This is a genomic window from Maribacter sp. 6B07, assembly GCF_002700155.1.
Classification (GTDB): Bacteria; Bacteroidota; Bacteroidia; order Flavobacteriales; family Flavobacteriaceae; genus Maribacter; species Maribacter dokdonensis.
In genome coordinates, this window is record NZ_PDUT01000001.1 from 1,816,457 (window position 1) to 1,831,291 (window position 14,835).

The 14,835-nt window shown below is 34.6% G+C and carries 11 protein-coding genes; 10 read left to right on the forward strand and 1 reads right to left on the reverse strand.

Features of this window, described 5'->3' with window-relative positions:
• The 3 genes from CSC80_RS07665 to CSC80_RS07675 are packed head-to-tail and all read left to right on the forward strand — an operon-like array spanning position 1 to position 1,755.
• A complete protein-coding gene (locus CSC80_RS07665) occupies positions 1–384 on the forward strand; it encodes a TraR/DksA C4-type zinc finger protein (RefSeq protein ID WP_058104814.1) in 384 nt (127 codons plus the stop codon).
• A 39-nt stretch (positions 385–423) separates the two neighbouring features.
• Positions 424–1,044 carry a hypothetical protein gene (locus CSC80_RS07670; protein WP_143751729.1) on the forward strand — a complete coding sequence of 207 codons (621 nt, stop codon included), beginning with the start codon at positions 424–426 and terminating at the stop codon, positions 1,042–1,044.
• Positions 1,045–1,077: 33 nt separating this feature from the next.
• Positions 1,078–1,755, forward strand: coding sequence for a lipoprotein signal peptidase (locus CSC80_RS07675; protein WP_099190831.1), 678 nt, complete (start codon positions 1,078–1,080; stop codon positions 1,753–1,755).
• Here CSC80_RS07675 and CSC80_RS07680 read toward each other — a convergent pair.
• Positions 1,734–2,303 (reverse strand): 5-formyltetrahydrofolate cyclo-ligase, encoded by a 570-nt coding sequence (locus CSC80_RS07680; protein ID WP_099190833.1) that lies wholly within the window; start codon positions 2,301–2,303, stop codon positions 1,734–1,736. The genes CSC80_RS07675 and CSC80_RS07680 overlap by 22 nt on opposite strands.
• Before the next feature lie 491 nt (positions 2,304–2,794).
• On the opposite strand from CSC80_RS07680, the gene uvrC reads away from it, so the two are divergent.
• The 7 genes from uvrC (at position 2,795) to CSC80_RS07715 (ending at position 14,749) form a co-directional block, all read left to right on the forward strand.
• Complete coding sequence (gene uvrC / locus CSC80_RS07685; protein ID WP_099190834.1) at positions 2,795–4,588, forward strand: excinuclease ABC subunit UvrC; 1,794 nt, start codon at positions 2,795–2,797, stop codon at positions 4,586–4,588.
• A 1-nt stretch (position 4,589) separates the two neighbouring features.
• Positions 4,590–6,857 (forward strand): patatin-like phospholipase family protein, encoded by a 2,268-nt coding sequence (locus CSC80_RS07690; RefSeq protein WP_099190836.1) that lies wholly within the window; start codon positions 4,590–4,592, stop codon positions 6,855–6,857.
• Between the two features lie 361 nt (positions 6,858–7,218).
• Positions 7,219–7,998, forward strand: coding sequence for a DUF3108 domain-containing protein (locus CSC80_RS07695; protein ID WP_058104820.1), 780 nt, complete (start codon positions 7,219–7,221; stop codon positions 7,996–7,998).
• A gap of 7 nt (positions 7,999–8,005) precedes the next feature.
• The gene (locus CSC80_RS07700; RefSeq protein ID WP_099190838.1) at positions 8,006–8,977 is read left to right on the forward strand and encodes a tryptophan 2,3-dioxygenase family protein; all 972 of its coding nucleotides are present in this window, start codon (positions 8,006–8,008) and stop codon (positions 8,975–8,977) included.
• The gene (locus CSC80_RS07705) at positions 8,977–10,272 is read left to right on the forward strand and encodes a peptidoglycan DD-metalloendopeptidase family protein (protein ID WP_099190840.1); all 1,296 of its coding nucleotides are present in this window, start codon (positions 8,977–8,979) and stop codon (positions 10,270–10,272) included. Before CSC80_RS07700 ends, CSC80_RS07705 begins: the two co-directional genes overlap by 1 nt.
• Complete coding sequence (pgi, locus tag CSC80_RS07710; RefSeq protein WP_099190842.1) at positions 10,259–11,896, forward strand: glucose-6-phosphate isomerase; 1,638 nt, start codon at positions 10,259–10,261, stop codon at positions 11,894–11,896. The genes CSC80_RS07705 and pgi overlap by 14 nt, the downstream gene beginning before the upstream one ends.
• 171 nt (positions 11,897–12,067) lie before the next feature.
• Positions 12,068–14,749 carry a TonB-dependent receptor gene (locus CSC80_RS07715; protein WP_074670437.1) on the forward strand — a complete coding sequence of 894 codons (2,682 nt, stop codon included), beginning with the start codon at positions 12,068–12,070 and terminating at the stop codon, positions 14,747–14,749.
• The last annotated feature ends 86 nt before the right edge of the window (positions 14,750–14,835 follow it).

The following is a 14,835-nucleotide window of genomic DNA, read 5'->3' on the forward strand; positions in this document are numbered from 1 at the left end:
ATGGCAGAAGATTTAAAAGTGAGATATTCTGACAAGGATTTGGCAGAATTCAAAGAATTGATCGAAGAGAAAATAGAGAAAGCTAAAAGTCATTTAGAGCTGTTAAAAAGTGCTTATATGAATGATGGTAATAATGGTACAGATGATACTTCACCTACCTTTAAGGCTTTTGAAGAAGGGTCAGAGACTATGAGCAAGGAAGCTAATACCCAGTTGGCTATTAGGCAAGAGAAATTTATTCGTGACCTTAAGAATGCAATTTTACGAATAGAGAATAAAACCTATGGTATTTGTCGTGTAACTGGAAAATTAATCAATAAAGAAAGATTAAAACTGGTGCCCCATGCTACTCTAAGTATTGAAGCAAAAAATATGCAATCATAATTAAAACGCCTTTAGGGGCGTTTTTTAATAGCTGTAGTTTTGAAAGGTTTTATAATTAGTTGCCTACTATTATGCTCTTTTGCGGTTAATGCACAAAAGAAAGTGTATAAAAATGTATTGGACGATCACATAGAACTAATTCAGGTAGATGCTACCAATTGCTTTATTGTTGAAGTAGAAACAAGCAATGATAACCAAATTACCGTACAGACCGAAATAGAAGGCGAGTATAGCCAAGATTTAGGAATTGAAGTGTTTACCAATGGCAATACCCTTTTGATAGATACGGGTTTTACTCCCAATTTTAAAAATCCGAACGATAAATTAAGTGCCCATAAAGTAATATCGATAGCCATAAAAATTATAATGCCGATTCAGAAAAAATTGGAAGTTTTTGGAACAAATGCAAGGGTAGTTGTGGAGGGTACTTATAAAGAAGTTAATATTTCTTTATCAGATGGGGCATGCTTTTTAAATAATGTATTAGGGAGTACTAAAGTGAAAACTCAGAGTGGTAATATTAGTGTTGTTGCAAAAGCTGCGGATATTACAACGGCCAGTAAATATGGTGACGTTTCTAGGAACCCTATTCCTTTTGGTACATCCTCTTTTTTGCTGGAAACCATTACCGGTAATATACTTTTAAGTAAAACCGAATAATATTTATATTTTTGCGCTCATTGATGAAAGCCCATGAACATTAAAAAATCCGTATTGTTTATTCTATTGATATTGATAATTGATCAATGGAGTAAAATTTATATCAAAACCAATTTTGTATTAGGAGAATCTGTAGAGGTCTTTAGTTGGTTTAAAATATTATTTATTGAAAATGAAGGTGCTGCATGGGGCGCAAAGCTAAGCGATGTTTTACCTATTTCAGATAATATAGGAAAATTGGTATTGACCATTTTTAGGCTATTTGCTATTTTGGGTATAGGATATTGGTTGTTCGATGTCATCAAGAAAAAAGCTTCTAATACATTGATATGGGCAGTTTCCTTAATATTTGCCGGCGCATTGGGCAATATTTTAGATTCAGTATTTTATGGAGCCATATTCAATGAAAGCTATAATGAAGTGGCTACCTTATTTTCGGACGAACCCTACGGTAAATTGTTTTACGGTAAGGTAGTAGACATGCTTTACTTTCCAATGGTAGATTCTACCTGGCCCACTTGGATGCCTATGGTCGGAGGGCAAAATTTTAGATTTTTTGAACCAGTGTTCAATATTGCCGATACGGCAATAAGTACCGGTGTAGGTATTCTTTTGGTTTTTAATAAGAGAGCTTTCAACAAAGAAGAAAAGGTAGAGTCGTCCATCTCGGAAGAAAATTCGGATATGACTCAAGAAGAGGTAAATGAATAGGATTTTAAGGGTGTTACGCAGTAATCTAAAGGAATATCTGTAGTATCCACGTCATCAATTTCAATTTCGGCCTCAAAAAAAGACAGCCCTATTTTAATTACATCTTCTCTGCATTCGCTTAAAAAGCGGTCGTAGTAACCTTTACCATATCCAATTCTATTTGCGCCTTTATCAAAGGCTAGTAATGGTATAAAAACAACGTCAATTTTTTTTGGTTCAACGGTTATACCATCAATGGGTTCAGGTATATTGAGTGTGTTGGTGGTGAATTTAGTATTGTCCGTAAGCAAATAGTGTTCTAATTCTGTAGAAGAAATTATTTTAGGGACAATTACGTTTTTATCAAGACCTAAAAGAATAGAGATAATACCTTCAGTGTCTATTTCTGATTTTTGTGCTATCGGCAAAAATATATGAAAGTATTGCATATCCCAAATTGGCAATTTCAATACTGAATTTGCAATGGTAATGCTATTTTGAGATATTTCTGTTGGAGTTAGGGAACTTCGAAGTCTTGAATATTTTATGCGTAAATCTTTCTTCAACATAGTGAAGTGATTTTTAACGATAGATTTTTCAATCTATTCTTTACCTGCAACGGCAAAAAATACCTTAAAAAATAACATTAAAACAAGGTAAGTTCCTAAAGTGATGATATAACTATCCATAATCCTAGATTTGTAAATGAGCCAATAATTGTTGTTGTTGAGTTAAAAATAGGTAAAATAATCGATACTATATCTTTGAAATGCACATTTTTATCGTTGAAATGCACATTTTTATTATAAAATTAACATTATGATGCATGTAAATAAACATTTTAGGTTTTAATTAACTGAAAACCATGTAGTTGCAGTAATGTTAATTTTTTTGCATTATTAATAATATAATTTTGAGTGGTTTTGATTTTCTAATTCTTAAAAAATTGTTTTAATAATTTCATATTCCTATTTAGAGATGTGTTTTTATGCTTATAAGATTTATACGTTTATCAATAATATAAAGTGCCTATTATAGCCTAAATTAGTGGTGTAGAATTATGACAGATATTCCATTAAATATACAATTAAGCGCATTGCCTACTGGTCCAGGAGTTTATCAGTTTTATGATAGTAATGAAAGTATACTATATGTAGGTAAAGCCAAAAACCTTAAAAAACGTGTTTCTTCTTATTTTAATAAGAATCATGAGTATGGTAAAACACGTGTTCTGGTAAAGAAAATAAAGGCAATTAAACACATAGTGGTGCCTACGGAGTCAGATGCACTTTTGTTAGAGAATAATTTAATTAAAGAACTAAGACCTAGGTATAACGTATTACTTAAAGATGATAAATCTTATCCTTGGTTGTGCCTTAAAAATGAACGTTTTCCAAGATTTTTTCCTACTAGAAGGGTCATTAAGGATGGGTCTGAGTATTTTGGTCCGTATACCAGTATGAAAACGGTAAGGGTGCTTTTAGATTTAATTAAAAGTGTATATCCTTTAAGAACTTGTAATTATGATTTATCGGCAGAGAAAATAAATGCTGGTAAGTATAAGGTATGTTTAGAATATCATTTGGGAAATTGTAAAGGTCCATGTGAGGGCTACCAAACAATTACGGAATATGATAGACAAATTGAAGATATTCGCGAAATTGTAAAAGGAAATTTTAAGTCGTCGTTATCCTATTTTAAAGGACAGATGAAAGCCTTGGCCGAAGAAATGAAGTTTGAAGAGGCGCAAAAAATAAAGGATAAAATAGATGTTCTCGAAAATTATCAATCTAAATCTACTATAGTAAATCCTAAGATCAGTAATGTTGATGTTTTCAGTATAGTATCTGATAATGCGTATGCCTATGTGAATTTTCTGCAATTGTCGCATGGCTCTATAATTAGGTCTCATACCATGGAGATCAAGAAAAAGCTTGAGGAGCAAGATGAAGATTTGTTAGAATTGGCAATTGTTGAAATCAGGGAGCGATTTAAATCTGAGTCAAAAGAGTTATATGTGCCTTTTAAAATTGCCGTTCCTCCTGGTCTTAAGGTAACCGTTCCCAAACTTGGTGATAAAAAGCGTATTCTTGATTTGTCTGAACGTAATGCGAAGTTCTTTAGGCAGGAAAAGTTCAATCAAATTAAAATAATTGATCCGGATCGCCATACGAACAGGATTATGGCTCAAATGAAGAAAGACTTAAGGTTGTCTGCAGAACCGCGCCATATAGAATGTTTTGATAATAGTAATATTCAAGGTAGTAACCCGGTAGCGGCATGTGTTGTGTTTAAAGATGGCAAACCTTCAAAAAAAGAATATAGACACTATAATATAAAGACGGTTACCGGTCCTGATGATTTTGCCTCCATGGAAGAGGTGGTATTTAGAAGATACAAAAGACTACAGGAAGAAATGCAACCTTTGCCGCAACTAATTGTCATTGATGGTGGTAAAGGTCAGTTGTCGTCAGCGCTAAAAAGTCTTGATCTTTTAGGTTTACGAGGTAAAATTGCAATCGTTGGTATCGCCAAAAGATTAGAGGAAATATATTTTCCAGAAGATCCCATACCATTATACTTGGACAAAAAATCTGAAAGTTTAAAAATCATTCAATATTTAAGGAATGAAGCACACAGGTTCGGCATTACATTTCATAGAAACAAAAGGAGTAAGGGAGCTATTAATTCTGAGTTAGAGGGTATAAATGGTGTAGGAGAAAAAACAGCACAACAATTATTGAAAAAATTTAAATCGGTAAAACGTATCAAAGAAGCATCTGTTGAAAGTTTAAGTCAAGAAGTTGGTGCATCAAAAGCAAAGAAGATTTATGAGTCTTTTCGTCAAAAATAGAATGTTTTCAAGATTTGCGCTTATTGTGCTGTCTATGTTGTGCGTTACGGCACTGGTGGCGCAAAATGTAGATGTAGAAAAGGATCAAAAAATAGGTTTGGTGCTAAGTGGTGGTGGTGCCAAAGGTATGGCACATATTGGAGCGTTAAAGGTTATAGAAGAGGCAGGTATAGAAATAGATTACATTGGCGGATCTAGTATGGGAGCAATTGTAGGGGCTTTATATGCTTCTGGATATTCGGCGAGAGAGCTAGATTCTCTCTTTACTGTTACCAATGTTGGCTCTTTAATTCAAGATAACCTTCCAAGAAGCGCAAAAACTTTTTATGAAAAAGAAGATTCTGAAAGATATGCGCTTACCTTACCCTTTAAAAATTTTAAAGTTACCGTACCACCTGCGTTTTCTGGAGGACAAAATATCTATAATGAATTTGTGAGGCTTTTATACCATGTTAAGGATATAGAGGATTTTAATAAACTGCCTATACCTTTTGTGTGTATAGCAACAGATATAGAAACGGGTAAACAAGTTGTTTTAGATTCTGGTTATCTGCCAGAAGCAATATTGGCTAGTGGAACCTTGCCTTCTCTTTTTGAACCTACGGCAATTGATGGCAAGGTATTGATAGATGGCGGTGTTGTCAATAATTATCCAATTGATGAGGTAAGGGCTATGGGTGCCGAGTTAATTATTGGTGTTGATGTTCAGCATGACTTATCTGATAGAGATGCACTTTTGTCCGCTACCGAAATTTTACTTCAAATAAATAATTACAGAACCGTGGCCGATATGAAAATTAAATCGGCTAAAACGGATATTTACATAAAGCCGCAAATAGAAGATTACTCTGTTATTGATTTTAACAGGCTGTCAGAAATAGTTAAAAAAGGGGAAGACGCCGCAAATTTGAAAATAGATGATTTAAAAAAACTTGCAACAAGGGGGGTTGGAGAAAAAAGAACCATTCCGGTTGTTGGTGCGGCAGAAGAGCTTACGGTCAACAGATTGTTTATTGATGGTAATACAAATCATACAAGGGGGTATGTAAAAGGAAAATTAAGATTTAACTTAGATGAGCCCATAGATTTTAAAAAACTACAACAAGGCATTAGTAACTTGTCGGCCACAGGCAATTTTAGAACTATAAAGTATAAATTATTGGACAATTTAAATGGCGGAGAAGATTTGATCTTGCCATTAGATGAGACCAGAAATACTTCCTTTTTGAGATTAGGTGCACATTATGATGATCTGTATAAAAGTGGGGCTATAATCAATCTTACCAAAAAGAGACTATTGTCAAAAGATGATGTGGCGTCATTTGATTTTATTTTGGGAGATAATATTAGGTATAACTTTGAGTATTATGTTGATAAAGGTACATATTGGAGTTTTGGTGTAAATTCTAGGTTCAATGATTTTGAGCAAGAAATCAACTTTGATCTCATTCAAGGTAATTTTGAAGTAGGTAATGGTACACAATTGAATTCTATTAATTTGAACGTATCGGATTTTACTAATCAATTGTATGTTCAAACAGTAGTTAAAGAAGAGTTTGCCTTTACCCTTGGTGGGGAGTTTAAGCATTTGCAATTTAGTACTAGAACATTTGGAGATGTAGACGATGACAGCTTGCCGGGTAATACGGCTAGTAATGGAAGAACTTATTTTGAAAGAAGTAACTATATAAGTGCGTTTGGAGCTTTAAAATTAGATACCTATGATGATAAGTATTTCCCATCTAGAGGCTTGTATTTTAATGGAGATATGCACTATTATGTTTTATCCTCTGATTATAATAATAATTTTAAAGACTTTTCAATATCCAAAGCTAGAATGGGAATGGCATTACCTTTGGTGAGAAATTTATCTTTAAATGTAGAGACCGAGGGAGGTTTTAAGCTGGGCACCTCTAACGTTACCTCTTTCGATTTTATTTTGGGAGGCTACGGAACGGATTTCATTAACAATTTAGTTCCTTTCGTGGGGTATGATTTCATAAGTTTAGTGGGTAACAGCTTTGTGAAGGCATATGCTAGACTTGATTATGAATTTGCACCAAAAAACCATGCCTTGTTCACCGCCAATTATGCAAACGTAGACGATGATCTTTTTAGAACGGGAGATTGGTTTAAAGCGCCAACATATTCCGGTTATGGTGTGGGATACGGTTGGGAATCTTTTGTAGGACCAATAAATCTAATGTACTCTTGGACACCGGAAGATGATCGTTCTCATTTTTTTGTAAGTATTGGGTATTGGTTCTAAAGTGAAATAAACGCTGTTGTTTTTTGAGTGAAATTCGACCTTTTTAAGCTAAAATTCTTAACGGATTCCCAATTATTAAGTGGAAGTGTGAATAACTGTTAAGTTTATCGTTAAAGTAAGTTAAACCGTACTTTGGGTAAGGTAAAGTGCCTTAAATTTACATCAGCTAAGGGGTGGTTCCCTTACAACTTTAAGTAGTGGTTTTTCATAATTTAAAGTTTGGTTGGTTATTTAGGAAAAGCCCAGTTTTTAAACTGGGCTTTTTTTATACAACAATACTTTGGAATAAATTTTGTTTAAGATATTGTAACTAAAGTAATGGGAAATTATCTATTGCTATTTTTACAATAAACTGCGAACTATGAAAAGATTAATTTTACTTGCTCTTATTATTTCCTCTTTTAGTGTGCAAGCTCAAAGTTCTCAATCTGCATTTAAAACTGGAGAATGGTTAAAGTTTAGAATGCATTATGGTTTTTTAAATGCCAGCTTTGCTACTTTGCAGGTGAATTCTGCCACTATAAACAATAAGCCAGTTTATCATGTAGTGGGTCATGGTGAAACCACGGGTGTTGCCAGTTGGTTCTTTAAGGTAGATGATACGTATGAAAGCTATTTTGATAAGGTAGATGGTAAGCCGTATAGGTTTGTGCGTAAAATTGACGAAGGTGGTTATACCAAAGATGTGGAAATAAACTTTGATCATGATACATCTAAAGCGGAACTTAATGATAAGAAAAACAAGAAAAAGCTTAATTTTACACTAGAGGACAATATACAGGATTTAATATCCGCTTTTTATTATTTGAGGAACAACTACGAAACGGAAGATCTTGAAATAGGAAAAGCTATTACCCTTAAAATGCTTTATGATGATGATGGGATCTTCAACTTTAAACTAAAATATTTAGGTTTAGAAGTGCTCAACACTAAGTACGGTAAAGTAGAATGCTTAAAATTTAGGCCTTTGGTTCAATCGGGTCGTGTATTCAAGGAGCAGGAAAGTTTGTCGTTATGGGTGTCAAATGATGATAATAGAATTCCAATTAGAATTAAAGCAGATTTAGCGGTAGGTGCTATTAAAGCAGATTTAGATGGGTATAATGGTCTTAAGCATCAGTTTAAAATTATAATGGATTAACCCATAGATGGAAGATAAAGAGAAGATTAAATCCCAAATCTCTAAATTAGAAGAAAAATACAAGGATTCAGGGCAAGATCTTAGCTCGTATTTAGATGGCTTGCTACATCAGCGTTATTTAACGTATTGGGACTATATTCATTTAGACACGTTGCTTAGTCTTCAAGTACCTAGAACTCATTTCCCCGATGAGGAAATATTTATCATGTACCATCAGATTACCGAGTTGTATTTTAAATTGATCTTACATGAACAAAAACAACTAGTAGATGATAAAAGTGGAAATCTAGATTTTTTTATTGAAAAAGTTAGAAGAGTCAATAGTTATTACAAAGTATTGATATCATCGTTCAGTGTTATGATAAAAGGTATGGAGCGTGAGCAGTTCTTGCAATACCGTATGGCACTTTTACCGGCGAGCGGGTTTCAATCTGCTCAATTTAGAATGATAGAATTGTATGCCACTCCTTTGGAAAACCTGGTACATGTATCAGATAGGGAGCAATTATCCCCGGGTGTCTCTATAGAAGATCTTTATGAACATATCTATTGGAAAAAAGGGGCAACAGATTTGGCTACAGGCGAAAAGACCTTGACTTTAAAGCAGTTTGAATATCGTTACACGCCTAGATTGATCAGAATTGCAAAACAAGTTGAGAATTCAACAATATATCATAAATACTTAAGTTTACCCAAAAAACAAAGAGAGTATCAAGCATTGATAGATGCGTTGAAAATGCTTGATATGAATGCCAACATTAATTGGCAGTTAATGCACATGGGTTCTGCCCATAGGTACTTAAGAAAAGAAACGGGAGATATTGAGGCAACTGGAGGTACAAATTGGAAAGAATATTTACCGCCAAGTTTCCAAAAAATAGTTTTTTTCCCAGAGTTGTATACAGAGCAAGAACTAAATAATTGGGGCAAACAATGGGTTGACCATATGTTAAATCCAGATAAATCAAGAGGAGAGTAATGCAGAAATATTGGGGTATAATCTTGGCTTTGACCGTAATGGTATCATGTAAAGATGCCGAAGTGCAAAAAAAAGATATCGCACAAGAAATAGGTGAAGTTGAAAAGCCGGTCTTAAATGAAAGATTTGGTTTTAATCTAGATGAATTTTACGTGAAACTAGATACCATTAAATACGGTGATAGTTTTGGTGAATTAATGCAGCAGCATAAAGTTGATTACCCTAAGGTAGCAGCTATTTCAGAAAACTTTAGAGATAGTTTTGACGTGCGTAAAATACGCGTGGGAAAACCATATGTTATTTTGCAGTCCAAAGATACCCTGGCACAGGCTCAAGTATTCATTTATGAAAATGACCCAATTAATTATACTGTGGTAGATTTGAGAGATACCGTTAAAGTATATAAGAATAAGAATAAGGTAAAGTATGTGCAAAGAGAAGTTTCGGGGGTAATTGAATCTAGTTTATCCGAAGCAATATTGCAACAAGGGGTAGATTATAATGTAACCCACAACCTGGCAAATGTATATGCATGGACTATTGATTTCTCTAGATTACAAAAGAATGATAAGTTTAAAATCATTTATAACGAGAAATATATAAACGATACGGTGTATGCGGGTGCAGAGCCAATTGAGGCTGCATATTTTCAACATAATGGTAAGCCTATTTACGCCTTTGCCTATGAAAACGATTCACTAAGAAGTATAGTGGATTATTTTGATGAAAATGCAAATAATCTTAGAAGAACGTTTTTAAGAATGCCCGTAGAATATGGTCGTCTGTCTTCTAGATATAATCTAAAGAGAAGAATCAAATATTATGGCTATAAATTAAGACCACATAAAGGAACGGATTATGCGGCGCCGATAGGAACCCCTATAATGGCCACTGCAGATGGTACTGTAGTAGAGTCTACAAGAAGGGGCGGTAATGGTAAATATGTAAAGATTAGGCACAACGGTACCTATTCAACACAGTATTTACATATGAAGGCACAAAATGTCAAAAAAGGACAATTTGTACGCCAAGGTGATGTCATAGGTTGGATTGGAATGACAGGAAATACTGGTGGTCCACATGTATGTTATCGTTTTTGGAAAAATGGTAGGCAAGTAGATCCGTTAAAAGAAGAGTTACCGCAAGCAGAACCGCTGCACGACTCGTTAAAAGAAGATTACTTTGCATATATATCAACAAAAAAAGAACAGTTAGATTGTATAATATATCCTAAAGTTTTATTAGAAAACGAAGAGGACTTACTAACACTTAATCAAGAAAATGGCACTGAGTAAAATAAATCCGCAACAAACAGATATCTGGAAAAAATTAACTGCACACTTTGAGGAGACCAAAGGCACGCATTTAAGAGCTTTATTTTCTTCCGATGCAAATAGGGCAGAGAAGTTTACACTTCAATGGAACGATTTTTTGTTCGATTATTCAAAGAATAGAATAACCGATGAAACTATGCAGTTGTTGCTGCAATTGGCAGATGAAGTAAATTTAAAAGGTGCTATAGATGATTATTACACTGGCGGTCATATCAATGAGACAGAAGGTAGGGCTGTGCTTCATACCGCATTGAGAGCAAAAAAAGATGATGAGGTGTTAGTGGATGGTGTTAATGTAATGCCAGAAGTTTATGAGGTTAAAGAGCATATTAAAGAATTTAGCAATGCGGTAATAAGTGGTGAGTTAAAAGGTTATACCGGCAAACCTTTTACAGATGTGGTAAATATTGGTATTGGAGGCTCTGATCTTGGTCCTGCTATGGTAACAGAGGCGTTGAAGTTCTATAAGAATCAGTTATCGGTTCATTTCGTAAGTAATGTAGATGGTGATCATGTTCATGAAATCTTAAAGAACTTAGATTCGGAAACTACCTTATTTGTAGTGGTTTCAAAAACATTTACCACACAAGAGACCTTGAGCAATGCTACGACCATTAAAAAATGGTTTTTAAAGCATGGTACTCAAGAAGATATTGCCAAACATTTTGCGGCGGTTTCTACCAATAGCGAGAAAATTGCTGAGTTTGGTATAGATGCTGCCAATGTATTCCCTATGTGGGATTGGGTAGGTGGAAGATTTTCACTGTGGAGTGCTGTAGGTTTAACAATAGCATTGGCAGTTGGTTATGATAATTTTAATGCTTTGCTAGAAGGCGCCCATGAAACGGATGTTCATTTCAAGGAAAGTGATTTTTCAGAAAACATTCCCGTTGTCATGGCATTGTTGAGTGTATGGTATAATAATTTTTATGGAGCAGAAACAGAGGCAATAATTCCTTATGCGCAATATTTAAGTAGATTCTCGGCATATTTACAACAGGGAATCATGGAAAGCAATGGTAAAAGTGTAGATAGGGCGGGTAATGCGGTTAATTATGAAACCGGAACGATTATTTGGGGAGAACCGGGTACAAATTCTCAGCATGCGTTCTTTCAATTGATTCACCAGGGCACAAAATTAATTCCAACAGATTTTATTGGGTTTAAGTATTCTTTACATGGGGATAAAGATCACCATAATAAGTTGATGGCAAATTATTTTGCCCAGACAGAAGCATTAATGAACGGTAAGACAAAGGATGAGGTGGTCAAGGAATTGAAAGAAAAAGACCTGACAGAATCTGAAATAGACAAGCTTGCTCCGTTCAAGGTTTTTGCCGGCAATAAACCTACCAATACTGTTTTAATAGATAAGCTAACGCCAAAATCTTTAGGAGCTTTAATAGCTTTGTATGAGCATAAAATATTTGTTCAAGGAATAATCTGGAACATTTTCAGCTATGATCAATGGGGTGTAGAACTAGGTAAACAGCTAGCTGGTACAATATTAAAGGATATTGAAAATTCTGAAATTTCTGATCACGACAGTTCTACATTGCGACTTTTACAATATTTTAAGAAATAATTTAGAATACAATAAAGATTTTCAAAAAAAGGGTAACTATTTAATTTTCAAGTAAATCGTGTGTGGTTTTTAGGTATTTTTGAGGTATTGATTTAACGTTGTCTTAACGTTAGAACTTTAAAAATACTTGACTTTTGCAGCAAGTTAAAAACTAAACAAATACTTGAAAAAATGAGAAAAATGTATTTTGCATTAGCGGCATTTTTAATGACCGTAACTGCTTTTTCACAAGGATCTATTTCTGGTACTGTACTAGATGGCGACACAAACACTCCGTTGCCAGGAGCTACAGTAATGGTTAAAGGTACTACTAACGGGACATCAACTGATTTTGATGGAAACTTTACTATTAATGCAAGTGCCGAGTCTGGAACCTTAGTTGTTTCTTACATTGGTTTTAATTCTAAACAAGTTGCCTTTACTTCAACAGGTAACATTGGTTCAATTGTTTTGGAACCAAATGCTGAAGAGCTGGAGGGTGTTGTTGTAGTTGGTAGAGGTCTTATTGACCTTGCTAGTGATAGACAAACGCCTATTGCTGTATCATCTATTCCTGTAAAAACTATACAGGAAAAAATCGGTACTCAAGATATTACAATGACAATGGTTAACACTCCATCTGTTTATGTATCAGGACAAGCTGGTGGTTATGGTGATTCTAACATTAGAGTTCGTGGTTTCGAGCAAGATAATACTGCTTTCCTTTTAAATGGGCAGCCTATCAACGGAATGGAAGACGGTAAAATGTACTGGTCTAACTGGTCTGGATTAAATGATATTTCTAGTGGGGTTCAAATTCAACGTGGTTTAGGTTCTTCAAAATTAGCTATATCTTCTGTGGGTGGTACGGTTAACTTTGTAACTAAAGCTACTGAAATGAATCAAGGTGGATTTGCATACTCTACCATTGCTAACGATAACTATATTAAAACTACAGCTGGATATAATACAGGTGTTTCAGAAAAAGGTTGGGGATTAAGTGTAATGCTTTCTCATTGGCAAGGCGATGGTTATAACGAAGGTAACTTTGGTGAAGGTCAAACATATTTCATTTCTGCCGGTTATAGACCAAACGATCAACATGGTTTCAACTTTTTGCTTACTGGTGCTCCACAATTTCATGATCAGAACTTTACAAAATCAATTTCTGATTATTTAGAATATGGTGTACGTTATAACAATAACTGGGGTGTATATAATGGTGAATACAAAACTGAAAGAAGAAACTTCTACCATAAACCAGTTGCTAACTTAAACTGGGACTGGACAATTAGCGATAAGTCTAACCTTTCTACAGTTGCTTACGCTTCATGGGGTAACGGTGGTGGAACCGGTGACCGTGGTAATAGAATAAGAACTGCCGAAGGTCGTATTGACTATGATGCTATTTATGCGCAAAATGCACAAGTTACTAACGGTGCAGGTGAGTATTTCGGTCCAGAGGACAATTATATTACTAGAGCATCAATGAATTTGCACAGCTGGTATGGATTAATTTCAAATTTTGAAACTAAACTTACCGATAACTTATCTTGGAACGTAGGTTTTGATTTAAGAACATACTACGGTAAACATTTTAGAGTAGTTTCTGATTTTCATGGTTTAAATTCTTGGACAGAGCAAATTCGTCTTAGAGATCAGAATAATAACCATGAAACTTATGGTGGTTTTGGAACTTATAAATTTGTAACAGCAACCGAAAGTTACAGACCTTCTGGTTGGGAAGCTGCTTTTGACTCTTATGATGAAGATCAAAAAATAGCTTACAGTAACGATGAGCGTATTTCTTACGGTGGTTTGTTTACTCAATTGGAATATGCAACAGATAATATGTCTGCTTTTTTCCAAGGTTCTGTTTCTAATCAGTATCACCAAAGATTTGATCATTTCCAGTATGCTGATCAATCTTTAATTGACGGTACATCTTCTCAAGCAACAGGTGAGCCATTGCCAGCTGGGATTACTGATGGAGTTGATTCTGAAAAAGTTGATAATTTTGGATACAACGCAAAAGCTGGTTTAAGTTACAAAGCATCTGATGCTCATAGCTTTTATGTAAACGCTGGTTACTATAACCGTCAACCATACCACGATAATATTTACTTGAACTTTACAAATCAAGTTAACCCTTTGACTGAGAATGAAAAGATTTTAGGTTTAGAAGCTGGTTATGGTTTCAAGACCTCTATATTCTCTGCTAACGTTAACTTATACAGAACTTCTTGGAAAGATAGAGTTGTTTCTAGTTCAGATGTAGTTGATGACGTACTTACGTTCACAACCAACTTCGGTACTGAGCAATTACACTCAGGTGTTGAATTTGATTTTAAAGTTAGGCCAGCAACTGGGCTTGCAATAAACGGTTTCCTTTCAGTTGGTGATTGGATATACCAAGGTGATGCAACTACACAGGTAACTGATGAAGATCGTAACTTAATTAGTCAAGAAACAATTGATTATGATGGTGGTAAAGTTGGTGGTGCTGCACAATTTACAGGTGGCTTAGGTTTCGCTTATAAGATTAACCAAAACTTCGCTATTGATTCTGATTGGAGATATTATGATAATCTTTATTCTGATGTTGGTGCGGTTAAGGAAAATTTAGAATTGCCTTCTTACAACTTATTAGATGCAGGTCTTACATTTACGGTTCCTTTAGGAGCTGATAAATTGAAGCAATTGAAAATAAGAGGTAACATTAATAACCTTTTCGACACTGAATATTTGTCTACTTTAACTACTGCTAACTTTGCAGAAGCAGGAGATGAATTGTATGATGGTATTGCGGTATCTAACCAAGGTTACTTTGGTTGGGGTAGAACTTGGAACGTTACATTACGTTACGATTTCTAAAAATCCAATTGCATAAATTATTAAACCCTGACTGTGCAGTCAGGGTTTTTTTTGTTCAAAATTCAGTACATTTAAAACTTAAATTA